A 22,243-nucleotide genomic window follows, 5' to 3' on the forward strand; every position below is an offset into this window, starting at 1 on the left:
ACCCACATGTCGACTCTCGACAGCAAGATCGCACTCATCACCGGCGCCGCCTCGGGTATGGGCCGTGCCATGGCGCTCGGTTACGCCGCCGAAGGCGCCCACGTCGTCATCGCCGACCTCAACCTGGAGGGCGCGGAGACCGTCGTCCGCGAGATCGAGGCCAGCGGAGGACGTGCCTCCGCTCGAGTTCTGAACGTGGCCGATCCTGCCGCGTCCGCACAGCTCGTGGCCGACGTCGTCGAGGAGCACGGCCGCCTCGACGTGCTCGTCAACAACGCCGGCATCGGCCTGATCAAGGCGGTGTGGGACACCACGCCCGAGGAGTGGGACCGGATCTTCGCCGTGAATGTGAAGGGGCTGTTCTTCCTCACCCAGGCGGCGGCAGAACCGATGCGTCGTCAGCGCAGCGGCAAGATCATCAACATGGCCTCGGTCGCGGGTCGCCGCGGTGAGGCCCTGGTCACCGCCTACTGCGCCTCGAAGGCGACGGTGATCTCGGTCACGCAGTCGGTCGCGCTCGCCCTTGCGCCGTACGGCGTGAATGTGAACGCGATCGCCCCCGGTGTCGTCGACACTCCCTACTGGAAGGAGGTCGACAAGCAGTTCGGCGCGATCACGGGCAAGGCCGAGGGCGAGACGTTCAAGGGCATCGGTGAGACCATCCCCCTCGGGCGCACCTCCGTGCCGTCGGACATCGTGCCGATGGCGGTGTTCCTCGCAGGATCCGGCTCCGACTACATCACCGGCCAGACGTTCAACGTCGAGGGCGGAACCTACTTCAACTGATCGTCTCGATTCGAGGAGCTCGCATGTCCACCATCACTCCCCGTCCGCTCCTGGGCGAAGGAACCCTACTCGGCACCACGCCGCGCATGCTGGTCGGCGGTGACTGGCGCGACGCAGAAGACACCCGTCCGGTCGTCAACCCCGCCACCGGTGCTGTGTTCGCCGAGGTCCCCGCCGCCGACGCCTCGCACGTCGATGCCGCGGTCGCGGCCGCGGTGCGTGCGCAGCGCGACTGGGCGCGTCGTCCGGCGACCGCGCGCGCGGCCGTCCTGGCCGAGATCATCCGACGCGTCGAGGAGAACGCGGAAGAGCTGGCGCAGCTGGTCGTCGCCGAGCAGGGCAAGACCATCACCGAGGCGCGCGGAGAGATCCAGGGCGTGCGGGCGTTCTTCGACTTTGCGATGAGCCAGAAGTACCGCACGGAGGGCGAGGTCGTCACACCGTCGAGTGCGGAGCGTCAGCTGATCATCCGCGAGGAGCCGTTGGGTGTGGTCGTGGCGATCATCCCGTGGAACTTCCCGGCAGCGATCTTCGCTCGCAAGGTGGCTCCCGCGCTGATGACCGGCAACGCCATCATCGTCAAGCCGAGCGATGTCACTCCGCTCTCATCCCTCGCCCTCGCGCGGATCTGTCAGGACGCGGGCGTTCCCGACGGGCTCCTCAGCGTGCTCACGGGGCGCGGCAGCGTCGTGGGGACGGCGCTGATCGACCACCCGGACACGTCGATGATCACGGTCACCGGGTCCACGAGGGCGGGGGTCGAGATCCTCGAGCGCGCGGCGAAGAAGGTCATCCCGGTGTCGCTCGAGCTGGGAGGCAAGGCCCCCTTCATCGTGTTCGGCGACGCCGACCTTCCACGCGCCGTGCAGGACGCATTCGAGGCGCGGTTCATGAACTGCGGTCAGGTGTGCACCTGCAACGAGCGCACGTACGTGCACCGGTCGGTGTTCGACGAGTTCGTCGCTCGGCTCGTCGAGAAGGTCCGCGGCCTGCGGGTGGGGGATCCGCTCGATGAGGACTCGCAGATGGGCCCGAAGGTGTCGGCGGAGGAATGGGCGAAGGTCGACGACATGGTGGCGGCGGCGGTGGCGGCCGGTGCGAAGCTCGAGATCGGCGGCGGGCGGCCGTCGGGGTCCGAAGGGAATCCGGGCTTCTGGTACGCCCCGACGGTCTTGACGGGTGTGACGAACGAGATGGACATCGTGCAGCAGGAGGTGTTCGGGCCGGTGCTGCCGATCGTGCCGTTCGACGACGAGGACGAGGTCTTCGACTTCGCCAACTCCACCCCGTACGGTCTCACCGCCTACGTATACACGACCGACATCCGCACGGCCCTGCGCGCCACGGACGCACTCGCGTTCGGCGAGGTGTACATCAACCGGGTGGGCCCGGAAGAGGTGTCGGGCTTCCACACGGGGTGGAAGATGTCGGGTCTCGGCGGCGATGACGGGCATCACGGCTTCGAGCGCTACACCCAGCGCAAGACCGTGTACGTCGACTACAGCCGCGACGCCTGATCGCCGGCGAGCTGACGCAAGACCGCTGTGCCGGGTTCGGGGACCCCGGGCCCGGCACAGCCCGCATGAGAAGATGACGCGTGCCCGATTCACCCCCAGCTCGCGGGCGAGTCCGTCTGATCGACGTCGCCGAACTCGCCGGCGTGACCAAATCCGTCGCCTCCCGGATCCTCAGCCGTGACGAGACGCTGAATGTGCGGCCCAGCACCCGCGCGCGCGTGCTCGACGCTGCCGAGCGCCTGCAGTACTCTCCGCACGCCGGGGCGCGAGCGCTCGCCGCATCGACCACCGGTGCGCTGTCGCTGCTGATCCCTGACCTGACGAACCCCGTCTACGCCCGCATCGCCCGCGGCGCCTATCAGCGCGCGCACGATCTCGGCTACGTGGTGCTGTTGGCCGAGGACAATGAGGAGACCGATGCGCGGGCCGACTTCACCGACCTGGTGGACGCCGGTCGCGTGGATGGCCTGCTCATCGCGAGTGCCCGACAGGATCACCCGCTCATCGAGTCGGGCCGCCTCGCTGCGATCCCCCACGTGTTCGTCAACCGCACCGTGCCGGACTCCGGACGCAATGTCACCGTGGACCTGGAACTCGCGAGCCGGGTCGCGTACGAGTACCTGCATGGCCTGGGCCACCGCGCGGTCGCGCACATCTCGGGCCCCGGCGGGCTGAGCCCGGCACGGGACAGGGAACGGGGGTTCCTGGAGGCCGCCGCTCGGTCGCATGCGCCGATACCGCACGTGGTCCACGCCGACTTCTCGGAGGCGGGCGGATACGCCGCCGTCGAGGAGATCCTGCGCGAGCGGCCCGACATCACCGCGATCTACGCCGGCACGCTGCCGCAGTCGATCGGAGCCCTGAAATCCCTGCAGGTCCTGGGGCGCCGGGTTCCGCACGAGGTGTCTCTGCTGTCGTACGACGACCTGCCGATGGCGGCGTACCTGACGCCGGCGCTGACGACCCTGGAACTCCCACTGCAAGAGCTCGGAACCGCTGCGGTCGACGAGCTGGTGCAGCAGTTGCGCGGGGGGCCGCCGCGCGATGTCACGCTCGGCTCGCACATCCGCATCGTCGAACGGGATTCGGTCACGTCGATCTCGTGACGCGACTGGTGCGGGCTGCGTCGTGAAGGGGGTCGACAGGGGTCCTGCGACGGCGGATCCTGGGAACATGACGGCGTTCACGGTGCAGGATGCGTTCAGCGGTTTCAGTGTCGACGACCTCGACGCGGCGCAACGGTTCTACGGCGAGACCCTCAGGCTCGAGGTCGCCCGGAATGCGATGGGCTTCCTCGAGCTGCGGCTCGCCAGCGGCGGCAGCATCCTCGTGTACGACAAACCGAACCACGAGCCGGCGAGCTTCACGATCCTGAACTTCCCGGTGGCTGATGTGGATGCCGCGGTCGACGAGCTGCGCGCCAAGGGGGTCGACACGAAGATCTACCCCGACGACGTGTTCCCCTCGGACGACCGCGGGATCGTGCGCGGCGACGGACGCGGGCCCGACATCGCGTGGTTCCGCGACCCGGCGGGCAACGTGCTCGCGGTGATGCAGGCCTGACGCCCGTCGGGCCCGCGCCGGCTCAGAGCCGGTCGACCGCGGTCACGGTGACGACCGCCTCGCCGGCCTCGTCTGAGGCGGCGAGGTCGATCGTGGCGCTGATGCCCCAGTCGTGGTCGCCCGCGGGGTCGTCGAGGATCTGCCGCGCGGTCCAGGCCGTCGGGCCCTCGGTGAGCAGCAGCAGCCGGGAGCTGCGGGCGTCGGCACCGGTCAGGATCTCGTCGTGCTCGGCGAAGTAGCCGTCGAGCGCGTCCGACCAGGCGTCGGCGCCGAAGCCGGGGTCGAGCTCGGCGAGCGCCGCCACGTCCTCCCGCGCGGCCAGCTGCACGCGACGGAACAGCTCGTTGCGCACCAGGATGCGGAACGCCCGGGTGTTGGCGGTGAGGCGCTTCGGGGCGGGCGGCACGATCGGCTCGTCCGGCGCGTGCGGGTCGAAGCGGCCGTTGTCGGTGCCCGTCGCGAGCTCGGTCCACTCGTCGAGCAGGCTGGAGTCGATCTGGCGCACGAGCTCGCCCAGCCACGCGATGAGGTCGCGGAGGTCCTCGTCCTTGCGCTCCTCGGGGATCGTCTGCGATGCCGCGCGGTACGCGTCGGACAGGTAGCGCAGCACCACGCCCTCCGACCGGGCGATCTTGTAGAACGCGACGTATTCCCCGAACGACATGGCCCGCTCGTACATGTCGCGCACGACCGACTTGGGGCGGAGGGAGAAGTCGCGGATCCACGGCTGCGCGGCGCTGAACGTCTCGAACGCGGCGTCCAGCAGCTCGTCGAGCGGGCGCGGGTAGGTGATCTGCTCCAGCAGCTCCATCCGCTCGTCGTACTCGATCCCCTCCGCCTTCATCGCCGCGACCGCCTCGCCGCGGGCGAGGAACTCCTGCTGGCTGAGCACGGCGCGCGGGTCGTCGAGCGTCGACTCCACGATCGAGATCATGTCGAGCGCGTACGAGCCCGTGCCGGTCCCCGCGGACGGGTCGGGGTCGAGCAGGTCGAACGCGGCGAGGGCGAACGGCGACAGCGGCTGGTTGAGGGCGAAGTTCGGCGGCAGGTCGACCGTGAGGCGGATGTCGCCGTCGGCGGTGCGCTGCACGACTCCCGACTCCCGCAGCGTGCGGAAGATGCCGATCGCCCGGAGCGCCAGCTCCCGCTGTCGGACGCGGGTCTCGTGGTTGTCGTAGACCAGGCGGCGCATGTGGGCGAACACGTCGCCGCCGCGCGCGATCACGTTGAGCATCATGGCGCTGGTGATCTGCATGTGCGAGGTCAGCGTCTCGGGTGTCGCGTCGATGAGCTTGCGGAACGACGGCTCGCCCCACGACACGAACCCGTCGGGCGCCTTCTTGCGGATGATCTTCCGCTTCTTCTTCGGGTCGTCTCCGGCCTTGCGGATTGCGGCGAGGTTCTCGGTCTCGTGCTCCGGGGCCTGGGCCACGACGGTGCCCGCGGTGTCGAAGCCCGCACGCCCCGCCCGCCCGGCGATCTGGTGGAACTCGCGCGCGTTGAGCTGCCGCATCCGCGTGCCGTCGAACTTCGTCAGCGCCGTCAGCAGCACCGTGCGGATGGGCACGTTGATGCCGACCCCCAGCGTGTCGGTGCCGCAGATCACCCGCAGCAGCCCGCGCTGGGCGAGCTGCTCGACCAGGCGGCGGTACTTCGGGAGCATGCCCGCATGATGCACGCCGATCCCGGCGCGCAGGAACCGCGACAGCGTCTTGCCGAACGCCGTGGTGAAGCGGAACTCGGCGATCAGGGCGGCGATCTCGTCGCGCTGCTCGCGCGACGCAACCTTCGTGCTCGACAGCGCCTGGGCGCGCTCCATGGCCGCCGACTGCGAGAAGTGCACGATGTAGACCGGCGCCTGCCCGGTGGCGAGCAGGTCGTCGATCGTCTCGTGGATGGGCGTCGTCTCGTAGAAGAAGTGCAGCGGCACCGGGCGCTCGACACCCGTGACCGTCGCGGTCTCCCTGCCCGTGCGTCGGGTCAGGTCGGCAGCGAGCGCGGTCACGTCGCCGAGGGTCGCCGACATGAGCACGAACTGCGCCTGCGGCAGCTCCAGCAACGGCACCTGCCACGCCCACCCGCGCTCCGGGTCGGCGTAGAAGTGGAACTCATCCATCACGACCAGCCCCACGTCGGCGTCGCTGCCGTGCCGCAGGGCGAGGTTGGCGAGGATCTCGGCGGTGCAGCAGATGATGGGAGCGTCCGCGTTGACCGAGGAGTCGCCCGTGATCATGCCGACGTTCTCGGCGCCGAAGAGGTCGACCAGGGCGAAGAACTTCTCGCTCACGAGCGCCTTGATCGGCGCCGTGTAGAAGCTCCGACGGTCGCCGACGAGCGCGGCGAAGTGCGCCCCCACCGCAACCAGCGACTTGCCGGTTCCGGTGGGCGTCGAGAGGATCAGGTTGTTCCCCGAGACGATCTCGATGAGCGCCTCGTCCTGGGCGGGGTAGAGCCGGATGCCCGTCGACTCCACCCACTCCACGAACGTCAGGTACACGGCGTCCGGATCGGCCGCGTCGGGAACGGTGGCGGGCTCGAGCCGCGGCGGGGAAGTCATGGTCCCTCGATCATCGCATCTGCATCAGACTCCCGTTCCCGTCACGCCCAGTGCGGTCAGCAGCTCGTAGGCCGTGGACCGCGCGTGCACGATGACCGCGCCGAGCTGCGATTCCGCGGCCGACACCGACAGCAGCAGCTGCCCGTACGGCGCGAGGATGAAGCTCAGCAGCGCCATCTGGCTGTCTTCCACCGACAGCGACACGATCGCGGACAGCGTGGGTTCGGTACCGCCCGAGATGATCTCCGCCTCGGCGCGGGCCACGCCGAACAGCGAACCGTTCATGGCCGCGAGGTGCTCGCCCGACTGCGGGTCGAGTCCGATCGAGGCGATGTGCAGGCCGTCGGCGGTGCCGAGGACGGCCGAGGTCAGCTCGGGGAAGCGGCTCTTCAGCTGCTCCAGCCGGGTGATGGCGGACTGGTTCACGATGCCCGACCAGAGCGCCCAGTTGCCGGCGATGTCGGGGTGCATGCGTGACGGGTCGTGCGGAGCGGCCTCCGCGTCACCGTGTGGTCTCATCAGTTCTCCTCCGGAAGGTCGAGCGCAGCGCTGGCGACGCGCATCACGCTGTCGCGGTCGCGGGCGTCGGCCGCGAGCACGCGCGAGGGTGGCACCGCGTACTGCTGCAGCACGTCGGCGAGAGCCCGACGGATCGAGCCGATCGATCGGTTGTCGCTGTGGCTGACGACGATGATCAGCCGATGCAGCTCGGCGGGGAACAGTCGCAACCACTCCGCCGTGTCGGAGGTCATGGTGGGCTGATCGCCCCGCACCCAGAGCAGGATGCGGGTGCCGGGCAGCGACACGTTCGGTCGTGCTGCGGCGAACCGGCGCTGCCCCGGTACGCCGATGAGCGCGACCGAGACCTCGGGTGTCGGCCGCCACGTGCCGAAGTCGAGCCCGACCGTGGTCGTCGTCTTGTCCTCGCCCTGGGCCGCGGTGGCGCTCATCGGCACGTCGGTGTCGACCGGCGGCACGTCGCTCAAAGCGCGCACCGCGGTGGTCTTGCCGGCGCCGACGGGCCCCGCGAAGATCATGCGATATCGGGTCGGCATGTCTGCTCGTCGCCAACGAGAGCGCCTCAGCGGCTTCTCCGAGGAGTGTGCCCTGCGTGGCCGCGAGCTTCCGAGGCCGCTCCCGACGGCCTCCTCGGTCAAGCGGCGAGCGCCGTGACGTGGCGGTTCACCGACGAGCGCAGCATCGCCAGGTTGGTCGCCTGCCGATCGGCCGCGATGTACAGGAACATGCCGCCGTCGATGAGCTTGAGGAGGTGCAGCTGCGTGTCGAGCGTGAGCAGCATGTCCTCCAGGTGGGCGTCGAGCCCGAGCGCCTCGATGGTGCGGTTCTTGTTCTTCACGATCTCGGCGTTGAAGGCGCTCGCGACATCGAGATCGAAGTCCGGTCGGGTCGAGCTCGACGTGATCGGCAGCCCCGACTCCAGGTCGACGATCGACGCGCCGATGAAGCCGTTGATGTCGTGGGCGATGTCGTCGATCAGCTGGTTCAGCTCATCTTGCGTGGCCATGGTTCTCCCCAGTGTGTGGTTTTCACCGCGCGCACCAGAGACCGCCCAGTGCGGTCACCCCCAGAGTGCACGCGATCACAAAAGTGTATAACGTTACCCGCCACCATGCGAACCGGGTCCCGCCACGCCGCGCCAGAGCGTCAGCCCTCGCGGCGCCGCACGATCTCGGCGATCCACAGCGGAGCGAACGGCGAGGTGCAGCCGGGAGCGGTGGGGTAGTCCGCCAGCACCCGCAGGCGCTCGCCGATGTCGATGGCCCTGGCGCGGTGCTCCCGGTGGAAGATGCCGATCGTCGCGAGCGTCTCGTTCATCGCCCACTGCAAGCGCGGCGGCGCGTCGGCGAGGTCGCTCTCGATGCGGTCGAGCAGCGCGTCGAGATCGAGCCCGTCGTGCTCTTTCGCGACGCGCACGGTCGTGAGCGACCAGGCGGCCGCGGCCACGGTGGGATCCGGGTCGTCGAACCAGCGGGTGCGGAGCTCCTCCGTGAGCGGCGACTTCTTCACGACGTAGTTCACGAACCAGTCGTTGACCTTCGGTGGACGCGTGTCGCGCAGCAGGGCGTCGAGCTCGTCGGCGGTGAAGTCCCGCGGCCGGCAGATCAGGATCGCCAAGAGCCGGGCGGCGGTGTCGCCGGTCGCCCACAGCGCGGTCGCGAGCGCCTGGTCGGTCCCGATCCGCTTGGCCAGGGCGCGCATCCGGCTGAGGTTGATGCCGTGGTCGTCGCCGCGCTTCTCGTTCGCCGCGCGCTGCTTCGGATCTTCGAGCGCCGCGAGCTCGGCCACGGCGGCGTCCACGGTCATACCGGCCATGCTCACAGGGTACGCGCGGTCACTCCTCGTCGAGCAGCTCCCCGCGGATCCGCCGCAGGTCCTCCATGAGCGACCCGACGAGGATCCAGTGCTGCGACGACGGCGGACGGACCACCAGCGGCGCCGTGAGGGCCGGGATCGCCGAGGTCAGCGCCTCGGGCTCGGGCGCCGGCGCGGACGACTGCACCGCGAGCCGCACGTCGTGCCCCGCCCGGCGCAGCTGCTCCGCGATCGCGGCCACCGCCGGCTCCTCGCCGAGGCGGTCGTCGTAGTGGTCGAAGTAGGCGCGGGTCATCCCGATGGTCTGCGTGACGATGGGGGACAGGCGGTCGAGCAGCTGCCGCAGTTCCGCCAGGTCGGCCCGGTGGGTCGAGCGGCGCGGGTTGAGGGTGAGCGACTCCTCCCCGGCGGCGATCGCGGCCTCGGCGGCATCCTTCATCGGTCGGAGCAGCCGCACCTCGAGCATGAGCTCCTGCAGCCGCGCGGGGGTCTGCGGCTCGGGGAGAGCATCGGCGAGGCGGTCCAGGCTCGCCGCGAGCTCGCGCCCGAGGAGTCCGACGTCGCGCCGTGCCGGCTCGACCAGCACGGGCGGCACGATCAGGGCGTTCACCACGATGCCGATCACCACGCCGATCAGCGTCTCGGCGATGCGGGCGATCGCATACTCCGGGCTCGACGACCCCAGGGCCAGCACGAGCATCGCCGAGATCGCGACCTGGTTGCCGGTGCCCGGCGAGGCCCGGAAGATCCAGGCGACGAGCATCGCCACCACGATCGCGAGCAGCACGATCCAGCTCGGTGAGCCGAGGAGGAGCCCCAGCGCGACGGCGATCACCACCCCCACGATCACGCCGATGCTGCGCTCCAGCGCCTTGGACAGCGACTGATTGACGCTCGGCTGCACCACCAGCAGGGCCGCGATCGCCGCGAACACGGGCAGCTGCCCCGGGAAGGCCCAGCCCGCGATCAGCCAGGCCGCGATCGTGGCCGCGGCCGACTTCACGACCTGCAGCAGCGGTGACCGCTGGGAGGCGCGGATCGCGGCGGGGATGCGCATGGCCTCCACGCTAGTGCGCCCGCGGGCGCGGGATGATACGCGCCGACTACGGGCCCGTCCATCGGGGTGGTGGATCCGCGGGGAAGGCGGAGAGTGGGCCACCCAGCGACAAGCAACCCGGCGAGGAGGCCGACATGTACTTCCACCTGCAGCAGCTCATCAACGACATCGAGGTCGACGAACCGGACCCCGCGGCGGCCAACGCGCTGCAGGAGGGTCTGGGCGGCCAGTTCGGCGAGATGCGCACGATGATGCAGTACCTGTTCCAGAGCATCAACTTCCGTGGTCCAGCGGGCAAGCCGTATCGCGACCTCATCCAGGGCATCGGCACCGAGGAGATCAGCCACGTCGAGCTGATCGGCACGACCATCTCCCGGCTGCTCGACGGCTCTCCGGCGTATCAGGGCAAGAAGGACGCCCCGGTGGACGCACCGGGAGCCGGCGGCGCGGTGCCGCTCGAGATCGCGCTCGACCACAGCAACATCCACCACTACCTGGTCGGCGCGCAGGGCGCCCTGCCGGTGGACGCGGCGGGGAACCCGTGGATGGGCAGCTACGTGTACAACTCCGGCAACCTCGTGCTCGACCTGCTCTACAACCTCATGCTCGAGTCGACCGGCAGGCTGCAGAAGTGCCGCCTGTACGAGATGACGGCGAACAAGACGGCGCGCTCCACGATCTCGTACCTCATCGTGCGCGACCAGGCGCACGAGAACGCCTACGCGAAGGCGCTCGAGACCCTGGGGGTGAACTGGCGCACCAGCCTGCCGATCCCCAAGACGAACGCCGAGAGCTTCCCCGAGGTGAAGCGGCTGCTCGACCTCGGTCTGCAGAGCACGCAGTACTCGTTCGACCTGGACGACCGTTCCGAGGCCGGACGCATCTTCCAGGGGATGTCGCCGTCGGGCGACGGCACCGAGCTGATCGCCGACCAGCAGGCGCCGGAGGGCGTGCCGTCCGTCATCGCGCCGGAGCGCCCCGAGGAGTTCGCGCCGGGAGCAGACGCCGAGCTGCAGGCGCTCATCCAGGCCACCGCTGAGATGGAGATGGCCGACATCGAGGCGACCTTCGGCCGGATGACGTCGAGCTGAGGACCGTCGTCGATCCGCGCTGCGATGTCAACCCCGTGGCCGATACCGGCTCGTGACGCCTGAATGGAAGCACACGAACGACGAACAGCAGAGGAGCATCCCATGGTGCAGATCATCGAGACCATCGACGTCGACGTTCCCGTCCGCACGGCATACAACCAGTGGACGCAGTTCGAGAGCTTCCCGAAGTTCCTCGACGAGGTCGTGTCCATCACGCAGACCGACGACACCCACACGCACTGGAAGGTGAACGTGGGTGGAGCGGAGCGCGAGTTCGACGCCGAGATCACCGAGCAGCACCCGGATGAGCGCGTCGCCTGGAACAGCGTCGGCGGCGAGACCGAGCACGCGGGGGTGGTGACCTTCCACAAGCTCGACGACACGTCGACCCGCGTCACGGTGCAGCTCGACTGGGAGCCGGAGGGGCTGCTGGAGAAGGTGGGCGCGCTCGTCGGCGCCGGCTCGCACGCCGTGAAGAAGGACCTCAAGAACTTCAAGGAGTTCATCGAGGGGCGCGGCGTCGAGACGGGCGCCTGGCGCGGCGACGTCGACGCCTGATCCGCGGGCGACCGGAGGGCGCGCGATCGGAGATCGACGAGGCCCGGAGCACCGCAGCACGCGGGGTTCCGGGCCTCGTCGCGTGTCCGCCGTGCGCGGAGTCGGGGGTGCGCACGTCGGCGCCCCGTGCTTGCATGAGCGCATGGAGAGGGACCGGAGGCTGCGCGCCGAGGCTGCAGCGGTCGCGGCGACCGCCGTGTGCTTCGTGCTCGGCGTCGGCGCGGGACTCGTCGTGCTGCGCGGGGCGTCGAGGCCGCTGACCGGCGAGACGGGGCTGGCGATGCCGGTCGCCGTGGTCGCCGGGGTGATCGCCGCGGGGGCCTTCGCGGTGAGCACACTGCGGCACCGTCGCGGCGAGACCACCGGGATGCCGCGCTGGCAGGTGATCGTGTCGCACCTCTCGGCAGGCGCACTCACGCTCGCGTTCGGCGCCGTGACCGTGATGGGCGTGCTGCTCACAGCGGAGGTGCTGGCCGTCGGGCTGCGCGGGCTCGAGCTCGGGGCGGTGGGCGGCGGTCTGCTCGCCGGGGTCGCGGCGGCCGTGGGTGGCCGGTTCGCGTTCGGGGCCGGGGTCGGGCTGCGCACGGCCGACCTCGCCGGGCTCCTGTTCGGCTTCCTGGTGATCGGCACGCTGTTCGCGATGGTGACGGCGGTCGACCCGCGGTGGTGGGAGGAGAACTTCTCGCAGCTCGGCGTGGGGTGGGCGTTCAACGGCACGCTCGTGGTCGCCGGGCTGCTCGTCGCCACGGTCGGCGCGTACATCGGCCGTGACCTGCACCGCCTGCGGGGCGACGACGCCCTGCCGCGCATCGCCGTGATCGTGGGCCTGTGGGCGGCCGCGGGTGCGGCGCTCGCCGCCGTGGGGCTGCTGCCCCTGTACCGGGCACCCCTGCCGCACGACATCGCGGCCTTCGCGGCGCTCGTGCTGTTCCTGGCCGCCGCGGCACTGACCACGGTCGCGGTACCGGGGCGACCGACGGCGCTCGTGGCGACGTCGATCGCGGTGGGCGTGCTCGTGGTGGTGGCGGTCGTGCTGTGGCTGCCGTTCGGGCTGTACGCGGTCACGGCGCTCGAGGCGATCGTGGTCGGGCTGGGGCTGCTGTGGCTGACGACGCTCGTGCGCGTGCTGGCGATCCTGGTGCCGGAGGCGTCGCGTCCCTCGGCCCGGCGCTCGCCGCTGCGCGCGGGCTGACGCCGGCTCGACGAGGGGGTCAGCGAGCTTCGGGTGCGAGCACGCCGGAGATGAGCAGTTGCACCAGGTCGGCAGCCCGGTACCGCGCGTCGCCGGTCGCGCCGATGCAGAGGTTCCCGATGCCTCGGAGCACGGTGTACGCATCGATCGCGGGCGTCGCCTCCGCGGACCCGCGCGCTGCCTCCAGGAGCGAGGCGCACACCGGGACGAGACGGTCGACGAAGTAGGTGTGCAGGGCGTCGGATCCGGCGCTGTCGCCCTGCAGTGCGCCGGGCAGGCCATGCTTGGTGACCAGGAACTCCACGAACAGGGCGACCCACGCACGCAAGGCAGCTTCGGGGGTCGCGCTCTCCGCAAGAAGGCGGGGACCGGCGTCGGCGCACGCTTCGACCTGGTGCCGGTACACCGCGACCACCAGCTCGGAACGCGTCGGAAAGTGACGATAGATCGTCCCGACGCCGACTCCCGCCTTCGCTGCGATCTCTCGGACCGGAGCATCGACCCCGGACGTCACGAACACTGCTGCCGCCGCCTCGAGCAGAGCCTGCTCGCTCCGGCGCGGGCGACCCGCTCGCTGCGGCCGCGCATCGTGCGACGGCTCGCTCTCGACCTCGCTCATGTCCTGCTCCGGTTCCCTCGACGGCGCTCACTTGCATTACGGAGCATTGTTCCGTAATGTTGCGGAACAGCGCTCCGATATCCACTATCGCAGAGCGCTGCACCCCTCGGAAAGGAACTCGCCGTGACCTCATCCATCGTCGACACGCTGGACGGCATCATCGGTGCCGGACGCGCGGTCGTCTCCGTCGCTCCCGTGGCGGTGTCCGCGCCCGGCCGAGCGGTTCCCCTCGACGTGCGGGTGTCCGCTCCCGCGACGGGATCGAACCTTCCCGTCGTGCTGTTCTCCCACGGCAACGGCTGGAACCTCGATGGGTATGCGCCGCTCACCGCGTTCTGGGCCTCCCGCGGGTTCGTCGTGATCCAGCCGACGCATCTGGACTCCCGCCGCAACGGGTTCGGGTTCGATCACCCGGTGTTCCCCACGATCTGGACCGAACGGATCACGGATCTCACTCGCATCCTCGACCAGCTCGACACCATCGAGGCCGCCGTTTCCGGTCTCTCCGGCCGCATCGATCGCACGCGCGTCGCCGCGACCGGTCATTCCTGGGGCGGACAGACCGCGCAGTCCGTGCTCGGGGCGCGGATCCTCGACGACTCGGGCACGGTCGGCGACGACATGTCCGACCGACGCGTCACCGCAGGCATCCTGTTCGCGGCGACCGGTGTCGGCGGCGACCACCTTCACCCTTTCGCACGGACGAACTTCCCCTTCATGCGTCCGTCCTTCGCGGAGCTTCGCACGCCGACCCTCGTCGTCGCCGGAGACCACGACCAGTCCGCGATGTCCAGCCGTGGACCGGACTGGTTCACCGATGCCTATACGCACAGCCCCGGTGCGACGGATCTCCTCACGCTCCACGGTGCCGAGCACTCCCTCGGCGGCATCGTGGGGTACGACGTCGCCGAGACCACCGACGAGCACCCCGAGCGGGTCGCCGTCATCCAGCGGATGAGCACCGCCTACCTGCGGACCGCTCTGCACGTCGACGACACCAGCTGGCCCGCTGCTCGCGCCGCGTTCACGGACGGCGGCCATCCGATCGGTCACATCGACAGCAAGTGAGAGGTGTGCCCGTGTCCCTCGCCGTGCGCGAGCAGCAGGCGAGGGACCAGGCGTCGCCAGGGAGGAGGTCACAGCGCGCAGCGCGCTCCGTCCTCGGGGAGTTCGAGGTCGACGAGGTAGTCGGCGACGATCTCGTCGATGCACTCGTTGCGGGAGACGATGGTGCCGTGTTGGTTGCCGTCGACGGTGAGCAGTCGGGCGCCGAGGGTGTCGGCGAGGCTGATGCCTCCGTCGTGAGGGGTCACCGGATCTCCCGTGGCCGACACCACGAGCACCTCGGGAAGCCCGTCGATGTCCGTCGCGTAGGGGTAGCCGAGTGTCGGTTCGGACGGCCAGTACTCGCAGCCGTCCTGGGTGGGGGGAGCGGTCCCCGGGTCGAGGAACGGCACGGCATCGTTGAGGTCTTCGCCGAGCCTCGCCATCTCCTCGGCGGTGAAGCGTTCTTCGTCCAGGCAGTTGATCGCGAAGAGCGCCTCGTACGAGTTCGTGTACTCGCCGCTCTCGGAGCGGCCGTATGACCCGTCGCGCAGCGCGAGCAGGGCATCCGGCCGACCTGCCTTCAGCTCCGCCAGCCCTGCCGCGATCGCGGGCCAACTCGCCTCGGAGTACAGCCCGGCGACGATGCCTTCGCCGGCGGCGAGGAAGCCGACCTCGCGGCCGTCGGCGGCGATCAGCGGTTCATCGACAAGCGGCCGCAGGAGCCGCTGCGCCTCGCTCGTCGCCCGTGCGGGATCGGCGCCCAGAGGGCAATCGGCCTGGGCCGCACAGAAGTCGGCGAAGCGCTGGAAGGACGCCTGCAGCCCCTCGCTGAGGTGGATCCGACGCTCCCGGGTGTTCTTGAGCGGGTCGACCGCGCCGTCGAGGACGAGGGCGCGGACGTTCTGCGGGAACATCTCGGCATAGACCGCTCCGAGGCGCGTGCCGTAGCTCACACCCGCGAAGGTGAGCTTCTCGTCGCCGAGCGCGGCTCGGAGGATGTCCATGTCGCGAGCGGTATCGCGGGTTCCGAGGTGTGCGAGCACGTCGCCTCGGCCCGTGCCATCGGCGCACTTCTCGACGATCTCGCGGGCGGAATCGTCCGTCCACTCTCCGAGTGCCGCGAGGGGAGCGTCGGCGTCTCGCTCGTCGTCGGTGTAGCAATCGACGGCGGGGCGGCTGAGGCCGACCCCCCGGGTGTCGAAGCCCACGATGTCGAAGCGGTCGGTGAGGGGCCCGCCCGACCACAGGGCGGCCACCAGAGGGGCGAACGTCGTCGCCGCCGCGCCTGGTCCGCCGGGATTCAGCACGACCGAGCCGATGCGGTCCTCGCCGGTGGCTGCGATGCGGGCCACCGCCAACTCGATGGTCTCACCCGCGGGGTCCCCGTAATCCAGGGGCACCGTGAGCATCGCGCACTCGGCGCTCTCCGCCGCATCGATGACCTGAGGGACGGCGGGTTGCGACCTCACGAGCGCGGGGTCACAGGCACCGAAGTCGAGCTCCTGCCCCCTGTACCGCTCGAGGTCCGAGTCCTGCACGGCTTCCGATTCCGGCGCGGCGTCCCGGTCGACCTGCGTCGCGGCGGTGCAGCCGGCCAGCAGCAGCGATGCGACCGCGGTGACAGCGGCGACCGGTGCCACCCATCGCCGTCGATGATCGTTCCTCCGTCGGCTGCGGATCGGCGAGCGGTTCCTCATGGTGTTTCCTTTCGTGGGGTCTCAACTGGCGAGTTCATCGATCCAGCTCGATCGCATCCGCAGGGCCCGCTCCGTGCTGCCGGCGACGGCCGCGAGCCCGATGAGCAGATTGATGTGCAGGGGGAGCTGGATGGGGGACGTGAAGGTGCCCACCGATGCGGCGATCAGCGGTATCTGCGAAAGAGCCTCGATGATCTGGGGAACCTCGACGCAGAGTCCGACGACAACGAGGGTGAGGGAGATGAGGCCGATCGCACGGCTCGCCCGGGGATGCCGGTGGTGCAGGCGGGCGCGGCGCCCCTCGGCCGATCGCGGATCGGGTGACAGCTGTTCTTCGGTGCCGTCTGCGCGCACGTAGTGGCAGCGCTTGAGCCCGAAGCCGGTGATCGCGACCTCGATGTGGCCGCCGGGCACCGCGAAGCGGGTGGGCATCTTCGCGTACGACCGGAGTGCGCCGTCGACGTAGAGGCGGGCGCGGACCTCCCCGTCGCTCATGTCACCCCCGTGGCGCACATCCACTGTGTAGATCGATGTCGAGCCGTCCGGCGACGCCAGGGTGATCGAGCGCAGCGATCGGCTGAACATCTGCCACCAGCGGTACCGCCGCAGTGGTTCTCCTGACCCGTGGCGGACGCGGCGGTTGCGCCAGTTCGCGATTCCCATCGTCGCGGTCCCTCGTCTCGATTAGTACAGCGTGCTAGTGAACGAGGGGCTAAGCTATCACACTGTGATAGATCGATGGTTTGCGGAAGGCGGGCATGGGCGCTGAATCGAAGGAGCCGGGGACCCGCTCGAAGATCCTCATCGCGGCGGCGACGATGCTCGGCGAGAACCCCACGGCGCGACTGAGCGTGCGGGGCGTGGCCGCGCGTGCCCAGGTGAGCACCGGCTCGCTGCGGCACTTCTTCCCCACCCAGCGGGAACTCGTCGAGACGGTGGTCGCGGGGATGTACGACCTGGAGATTCCCGACGACCCCATCGACGATCGCTCCCTCACGCCCGAAGAGCGCCTGACCGCGTGCCTGCAGTTGCTTCTCTCCCACGTGGGCGTGGGCGAACGCGCCAGGCAGCAGTGGGGAGCGCTCTACGAGGCGTACGTCGCCACGCCTCCCTCCGAGGACCAAGCCGCGACCTACCTCGCGCTCGAACGGATGGGGCGCCACCGCATCGAGCAGTGGCTGACGACCCTGGTCGACGAGGGTGCGATCGCTGCGGGTGGGATCGAGGAGCGCGCGCGGTTCCTCGCCACCGTGACGTCGGGCATCGCGACTGAACGCGCGCTGCCCTCCGAGACGGTGCGCGTCGATGCCGAGAAGGAGACCCTGCGTCTCGCCGTCCACGCGGTCATGAGCGGGCCGCCCGCCGCATGAGTTCTCCCTTCGACGGCATGCCCGTCGCGCGGACCGCCTCCGTCGTCGCCCCTCCCTAGGCGGGTGTCTCGCCGGGGCGCGCGGAAGATAGGGCATCCGTCCGATGTGGCGGTGGGGCCTCAGAGCGGAGTGTAGGGATACACCGAACCGCCGAGGAGAGATCATGTTCGAGCACCCCTATCTGACCCAGCAGGTGACCGCTCACGAGCAGGAGCGCATCGCGACGGCCGTCGAGCAGCGCCGCCGCCTGATCGAGCACGCGGACCAGATCGTGCCGCGGGCGGACGGGCCCGTGCGGCGGCTGCTGCGTCGCCTCGTGCAGCGCGGGGTCGTCTCGCGCGCGACTGTCGCGGAGCGCGAGTGCCGACCGTGCGAGCCCGCGGTCGCCCGGTGACCGACGCGGTCCTGCTGCCGTTCCCGCACCGCGACCCCGATGTCGGCGGTGGGTGGGACGATGGAGGCATGGCCCCAGCCCCCAGTGCCGCGATGGTCGGGCGAGACGCCGAGCTCGCCGAGGTGCGCCGTCTGTTCGACGGAGCGCGCGACGGCGTGCCCGCGGCCGTGCTGGTGGAGGGCGAGGCCGGGATCGGCAAGTCCCGCCTGGCGCGCGAGTTCGGCGCCGAGGTCGCGAACGCCGCCGACGTGCATGTCGGATGGTGCCTCGACCTGGGCGCGTCGCGCATGCCGTTCGGCCCTCTCACCGGCATCCTCCGCTCGATCGTGGCGCGGATGGGCGTCGAGCGCGTGCGAGCGGTCGTCGGCGTGGGCATCGAGGCGCTCGGGATGCTGCTGCCCGAGCTCGTCGACGCCCCCGCCGACCGCGAGCGCACGAGCCCGGAGCGTCTGCGCGACGCCGTGGCGTCACTGGTCGAGGCCGCGGCGGAGGAGTCGCCGCAGGTGCTCGTGGTGGAAGACCTGCACTGGGCCGACGACTCGACCCTGGCCATCCTGTCGTTCCTGCTGCGGGCGTGGAACCGCGGTCGCATCCTGCTGCTCATCACCTGCCGCACCGACGACGTGCGTCGCGGCGACGCGGTGAGCCGTTTCATCGGCGAGGCCACGAGGGCGCGGCTGCTGGAGCGGCTGACGGTGTCGCGCCTGGAAGACGAGGCCGTCCGCGAGCTGGTCGAGCAGATCACCGGGCGCGCTCCGTCGCCGTCCGCGCTCGAGCGGCTGCAGGTGCGGGCCGAAGGCGTGCCGTTCTTCGTGGAGGAGATCGCCGGGTGCTCCCAGGGCCCGCTGCCGGACAGCCTGCGCGACCTGCTGCTGGCACGCTTCGACCGTCTCGGCGACGACGCAGGGCGTGTGGTGCGGGTCATCTCCGGCGCCGAGCGTCCCCTGAGCCACCCGCTCGTCACGCGCCTGGCCGGGCTGCCCGAGGAGCGTCTCGACGAGGCCCTGCGCGAGGCCGCCCGCAGCGGCATCATCGTGGTGGAAGACGACGACTACCGGTTCCGGCACGCGCTGCTGCGCGAGGCCGTGCACGACGATCTGCTCCCGGGGGAGCGCGCCCGCCTGCACCGCGCCTACGCCGAGGCGCTGGAGGAGCAGAGCGAGGGGGCCGCCGACCGGGGCGATGCCGCCGCGCTCGCGTATCACTGGCAGCTCGCGCAAGACGACCGTCGCGCGATCACGGCCGCCGCCGAGGCCATGCGGCAGGCCAAGGCGCAGTATGCCTTCGCGAGTGCTGCGCGCTTCGGCGAGCTCGTGCTCGAGCTGTGGCCGCTCGTGCCCGACGCCGCCGCCGCGACGGGGTTCGGGCGCCTGGAACTGCTGCACGTGCTCGGGTCGGTGCTGCGCAACGCGGGCGACGGGGAGCGCGCTCTCGCGGTGGCCAACGTCGCGCTCGCCGAGGTCGATGCGACGACGGTCGACCCGCGACTGCACGCCCGCCTGCTGCGCAACAAGGCGCTGTTCCTGGTGAACCTGGGGCGGCTCGGGGCCGTGCCGCTGCTCCGCGAGGCGCTGGCCATCGCAGAGGAGCACGTGCCCGACGAGGCGTTCCGCGCCGAGCTGCTCAACCAGCTCGCCGGTCGCCTGATGATCGCGGGCGACCGGGAGGATGCGATCCGGCTCGCCGACGAGGCCGAGCGCCGGGCCGCGGCCGCGGGGTCGCGCGACCAGCAGTCGATCGCGGCGAACATGCGCGGCGGCTCACTGGCGCACCTCGGCGCCGTCGAGGCGGGCGTGCGGGAGTTCGAACGGGCGAGGGCGCTGGCAGACGGCTCGACCGCCGAGATGCGCTACCGCGTGAACTACTCCGACCTGCTGACGCTGCTCGGCCGGTACCGGGAGGCGGTCGCGGTGGCCGAAGCGGGGCTGCGCCGCGCGCGGGAGCTGCGTGTCGAGCGCACGTCGGGCACGATCATGGCGCAGAACATGATCGTCCCGCTGCTCGAGCTCGGCGAGATCGACCGCGTCGAGGAGATGCTGTCGCGCGACTTCGTGCAGGGCACGTTGCGGGTGTTCCGCATGTACATGAGCATGACGCGCGTGCGGGTGCTGGCGTGGCGCGGCCGGTCGACCGAGGCGGCGGAGATGCTGCGCGAGTGGCGGCCGGCGTTCGAGGAGACCGGCGGCTCTGAGCGCCAGATCTGGTACGACCTCGTGACGATGACGGTCGCGGTGGCGCAGAGCGAGGGCGACCTCACCGGTGCGCTCGACGCGATCCTCGCGATGGTGCACGACGAGAAGCCGGCGCTGCTGCATCAGCGTCGGCTGCTGCTGGAGGGCGGGGCGATCATCGCGGAGCTGCGGTCCCGTGGGGTCGACGTCGAGGCGGCCTCGGCCACGATCCGCGACGCCTGGCTGGCGCAGCCCGACCAGCTGCAGCACGACGCCTGGGGGCTGATTCTCGATGCCCTGCTCGACCCGCGACCGGAGAAGGTGGAGGAGGCGCTGCGCCGCGCTGACGGCGACGACGTGCCGGTGACCTTCCGCGCGGTGCTCCGCCTGGAGCGCGCGCAGGTGCACGTGCGAGAGGGCGAGCGCGCGGCCGCCTCCGCCGTGGTCGCCGAGGCCGCCGCGCTCGCGGAGGAGTGGGACCATGCCCCGCTGCGGGCCGCCATCGCACGATTCGCCGACGCCGCGGGCCTGCGTGCCGGAGCAGCGCCCGCCGACGCGGAACTGCTGACCGCCAGGGAGCAGCAGGTGCTCGACCTCATCGCGGAGGGGCTCAGCAACCGTCAGATCGGGGAGCGCCTGTTCATCAGCGTGAAGACGGTGAGCGTGCACGTGTCGGCGGTGCTGCGCAAGCTCGGGGTCAGCACGCGCACGGAGGCGGCGCTCACACGGCAGGCCCTCGACCCGACGTCGGGCAGGTCCGCCGTGGTAGCGTGACCGAGCACGCGTGTCGGATCTTCCGGTGCGGTGCAGGCCGCGTCAGCGGCCGGCTTAACAGAAAGTAGAAAACACATGGCCACTGGCACTGTGAAATGGTTCAACGCGGAGAAGGGCTTCGGCTTCATCGCTCCTGATGACGGCACGGAAGACCTCTTCGCCCACTACTCGGCTATCGCCGGCTCCGGTTTCAAGGAGCTCCGCGAGAACCAGAAGGTCGAATTCGACGCTGAGCGTGGCCCCAAGGGCATGCAGGCGGCGAACATCCGCGCTCTCTGAGCGTGCGCTGACTTCCTGAAGCCGGTCGGATCCATCGGATCCGACCGGCTTTTCGCATCCCTCCGGACCTCCGTGCGGTGTCATCGAATTGAGGATGACCTAACTTCGGGTTAGATTAGGCGAGGCTTACCAAAGGCCGGGCGCGTTCTCGTGCCGCCACCCCTCCTCCCATCCCGAAGGGAACGCCTGTGCGCATCTCTCGCCTGCTCGCCATCGGCGCGGCCGCCGCGCTCGCCGTGTCGCTCGCCGCCTGCTCGTCCTCGGCCCCCGAGTCGACCTCCTCCTCGGGCGGCAACCCCGCCTCCGACGACGCGTTCCCCGTCACGATCGAGCACGCCTTCGGCGAGACCACGATCACCGAGAAGCCCGAGCGCGTGGCCACGGTCGCCTGGGCCAACCACGAGGTCCCGCTCGCGCTCGGCATCGTCCCGGTCGGCATGAGCAAGGCCACCTGGGGAGACGACGACGACAACGGCATCCTCCCCTGGGTCGAGGAGAAGCTCGACGAGCTCGGCGGCGACACCCCGGCTCTGTTCGACGAGACCGACGGCATCGACTACGAGGCCGTGGCCGACACCGAGCCCGACGTGATCCTCGCGGCCTACTCCGGGCTGACGCAGGAGGAGTACGACACGCTCTCCAAGATCGCGCCGGTCGTGGCCTACCCCGAGGTCCAGTGGGGCACGTCGGTCGACGACATGATCGAGATGAACGCCACCGCGCTCGGGCTGAAGGACGAGGGCGAGGCACTGATCGATGAGCTGCACGCCGACGCCGACACCGCGCTCGAGGCCCACAGCGTGCTGAAGGACAAGAAGGTACTGTTCGCGTACTTCGACCCGAGCGACCTCAGCACCATCGGCTACTACACGGCCGCGGACACGCGCCCCGGGTACCTCCACTCTCTCGGCCTGCCGTTCCCCGCGATCGTGGAGGAGAGCGTGGGCAGCGACAAGTTCAACCTCGAGGTGAGCGCCGAGGAGGCGCAGAAGTTCGACGACGTCGACGTGCTGGTCACCTACGGCGACGACACGACCCTCGCCACGCTGCAGGCCGACCCGCTGCTGTCGAAGATCCCCGCGATCGCCGAGGGCCGCGTCGCGATCCTGCCCAACGCCACGCCCATCGCCGCCTCGGCGAACCCGTCGCCGCTGTCCATCCCGTGGGGCCTCGACGACTACCTGGCGATCCTGGCCGCACCGCTCGCGCCGTAACCGCGTCGCACCGCCGCCGAGAG

The 22,243-nt window shown here is 70.4% G+C and carries 22 protein-coding genes; 13 read left to right on the forward strand and 9 right to left on the reverse strand.

What is annotated here, in order from left to right; genetic code table 11:
* The first annotated feature begins 6 nt into the window (after positions 1-6).
* From ACWGQ1_RS01355 to ACWGQ1_RS01370, 4 genes are all read left to right on the forward strand, one after another.
* A complete protein-coding gene (locus tag ACWGQ1_RS01355) occupies positions 7-786 on the forward strand; it encodes a glucose 1-dehydrogenase (RefSeq protein ID WP_136032667.1) in 780 nt (259 codons plus the stop codon).
* 23 nt (positions 787-809) lie between these two features.
* A complete protein-coding gene (locus ACWGQ1_RS01360; protein WP_206251955.1) occupies positions 810-2,303 on the forward strand; it encodes an aldehyde dehydrogenase family protein in 1,494 nt (497 codons plus the stop codon).
* Positions 2,304-2,383: 80 nt separating this feature from the next.
* Entirely contained in the window at positions 2,384-3,409 is a 1,026-nt protein-coding gene (locus ACWGQ1_RS01365; RefSeq protein ID WP_205814383.1) for a LacI family DNA-binding transcriptional regulator, read from the forward strand.
* Positions 3,410-3,476: 67 nt separating this feature from the next.
* Positions 3,477-3,866, forward strand: a complete 390-nt coding sequence (locus ACWGQ1_RS01370; RefSeq protein ID WP_452312211.1) for a VOC family protein — start codon at positions 3,477-3,479, stop codon at positions 3,864-3,866.
* Positions 3,867-3,888: 22 nt separating this feature from the next.
* Here the strand turns inward: ACWGQ1_RS01370 and ACWGQ1_RS01375 are convergent, their stop codons facing one another.
* The 6 genes from ACWGQ1_RS01375 to ACWGQ1_RS01400 form a co-directional block, all read right to left on the reverse strand.
* Positions 3,889-6,423: a DUF3516 domain-containing protein gene (locus ACWGQ1_RS01375; protein WP_452312212.1), complete on the reverse strand. Its 2,535-nt coding sequence runs from the start codon at positions 6,421-6,423 to the stop codon at positions 3,889-3,891.
* Positions 6,424-6,447: 24 nt separating this feature from the next.
* On the reverse strand, positions 6,448-6,942 hold the full coding sequence (locus ACWGQ1_RS01380; RefSeq protein WP_136036683.1) for a roadblock/LC7 domain-containing protein: 495 nt from the start codon (positions 6,940-6,942) through the stop codon (positions 6,448-6,450).
* The gene (locus ACWGQ1_RS01385) at positions 6,942-7,478 is read right to left on the reverse strand and encodes a GTP-binding protein (protein ID WP_136045495.1); all 537 of its coding nucleotides are present in this window, start codon (positions 7,476-7,478) and stop codon (positions 6,942-6,944) included. Before ACWGQ1_RS01385 ends, ACWGQ1_RS01380 begins: the two co-directional genes overlap by 1 nt.
* Positions 7,479-7,576: 98 nt before the next feature.
* The gene (locus tag ACWGQ1_RS01390) at positions 7,577-7,948 is read right to left on the reverse strand and encodes a roadblock/LC7 domain-containing protein (protein WP_136045494.1); all 372 of its coding nucleotides are present in this window, start codon (positions 7,946-7,948) and stop codon (positions 7,577-7,579) included.
* Between the two features lie 140 nt (positions 7,949-8,088).
* The gene (locus ACWGQ1_RS01395; RefSeq protein WP_452312213.1) at positions 8,089-8,757 is read right to left on the reverse strand and encodes a DNA alkylation repair protein; all 669 of its coding nucleotides are present in this window, start codon (positions 8,755-8,757) and stop codon (positions 8,089-8,091) included.
* Positions 8,758-8,776: 19 nt separating this feature from the next.
* Positions 8,777-9,814, reverse strand: coding sequence for an FUSC family protein (locus ACWGQ1_RS01400; protein WP_136032684.1), 1,038 nt, complete (start codon positions 9,812-9,814; stop codon positions 8,777-8,779).
* Positions 9,815-9,948: 134 nt separating this feature from the next.
* Between ACWGQ1_RS01400 and ACWGQ1_RS01405 the strand changes: the two genes are divergently transcribed.
* From ACWGQ1_RS01405 to ACWGQ1_RS01415, 3 genes are all read left to right on the forward strand, one after another.
* A complete protein-coding gene (locus ACWGQ1_RS01405; protein ID WP_452312214.1) occupies positions 9,949-10,905 on the forward strand; it encodes a manganese catalase family protein in 957 nt (318 codons plus the stop codon).
* A gap of 102 nt (positions 10,906-11,007) precedes the next feature.
* The gene (locus ACWGQ1_RS01410) at positions 11,008-11,463 is read left to right on the forward strand and encodes an SRPBCC family protein (RefSeq protein WP_136036678.1); all 456 of its coding nucleotides are present in this window, start codon (positions 11,008-11,010) and stop codon (positions 11,461-11,463) included.
* A 142-nt stretch (positions 11,464-11,605) separates the two neighbouring features.
* Positions 11,606-12,655, forward strand: a complete 1,050-nt coding sequence (locus ACWGQ1_RS01415; RefSeq protein ID WP_240745391.1) for a DUF998 domain-containing protein — start codon at positions 11,606-11,608, stop codon at positions 12,653-12,655.
* Positions 12,656-12,674: 19 nt separating this feature from the next.
* Here the strand turns inward: ACWGQ1_RS01415 and ACWGQ1_RS01420 are convergent, their stop codons facing one another.
* Positions 12,675-13,274 (reverse strand): TetR/AcrR family transcriptional regulator, encoded by a 600-nt coding sequence (locus ACWGQ1_RS01420; protein ID WP_136036677.1) that lies wholly within the window; start codon positions 13,272-13,274, stop codon positions 12,675-12,677.
* Between the two features lie 123 nt (positions 13,275-13,397).
* Between ACWGQ1_RS01420 and ACWGQ1_RS01425 the strand changes: the two genes are divergently transcribed.
* Positions 13,398-14,342 (forward strand): alpha/beta hydrolase family protein, encoded by a 945-nt coding sequence (locus ACWGQ1_RS01425; protein ID WP_452312215.1) that lies wholly within the window; start codon positions 13,398-13,400, stop codon positions 14,340-14,342.
* A gap of 68 nt (positions 14,343-14,410) precedes the next feature.
* On the opposite strand, the gene ACWGQ1_RS01430 is transcribed toward ACWGQ1_RS01425, so the two are convergent.
* Positions 14,411-16,018: an alpha/beta fold hydrolase gene (locus ACWGQ1_RS01430; protein WP_452312216.1), complete on the reverse strand. Its 1,608-nt coding sequence runs from the start codon at positions 16,016-16,018 to the stop codon at positions 14,411-14,413.
* Between the two features lie 21 nt (positions 16,019-16,039).
* A complete protein-coding gene (locus tag ACWGQ1_RS01435) occupies positions 16,040-16,681 on the reverse strand; it encodes a hypothetical protein (protein WP_136032698.1) in 642 nt (213 codons plus the stop codon).
* A 95-nt stretch (positions 16,682-16,776) separates the two neighbouring features.
* On the opposite strand from ACWGQ1_RS01435, the gene ACWGQ1_RS01440 reads away from it, so the two are divergent.
* From ACWGQ1_RS01440 to ACWGQ1_RS01460, 5 genes are all read left to right on the forward strand, one after another.
* The gene (locus ACWGQ1_RS01440) at positions 16,777-17,388 is read left to right on the forward strand and encodes a TetR/AcrR family transcriptional regulator (RefSeq protein WP_136032700.1); all 612 of its coding nucleotides are present in this window, start codon (positions 16,777-16,779) and stop codon (positions 17,386-17,388) included.
* Positions 17,389-17,551: 163 nt separating this feature from the next.
* Entirely contained in the window at positions 17,552-17,782 is a 231-nt protein-coding gene (locus tag ACWGQ1_RS01445) for a hypothetical protein (protein ID WP_136032702.1), read from the forward strand.
* Positions 17,749-20,727, forward strand: coding sequence for an AAA family ATPase (locus ACWGQ1_RS01450; protein ID WP_452312217.1), 2,979 nt, complete (start codon positions 17,749-17,751; stop codon positions 20,725-20,727). Before ACWGQ1_RS01445 ends, ACWGQ1_RS01450 begins: the two co-directional genes overlap by 34 nt.
* Positions 20,728-20,802: 75 nt before the next feature.
* Positions 20,803-21,006, forward strand: a complete 204-nt coding sequence (locus tag ACWGQ1_RS01455) for a cold-shock protein (RefSeq protein ID WP_025104028.1) — start codon at positions 20,803-20,805, stop codon at positions 21,004-21,006.
* A 188-nt stretch (positions 21,007-21,194) separates the two neighbouring features.
* Complete coding sequence (locus ACWGQ1_RS01460) at positions 21,195-22,220, forward strand: iron-siderophore ABC transporter substrate-binding protein (RefSeq protein WP_136032707.1); 1,026 nt, start codon at positions 21,195-21,197, stop codon at positions 22,218-22,220.
* The last annotated feature ends 23 nt before the right edge of the window (positions 22,221-22,243 follow it).

The sequence above is a fragment of the Microbacterium sp. NPDC055599 genome (assembly GCF_053618975.1).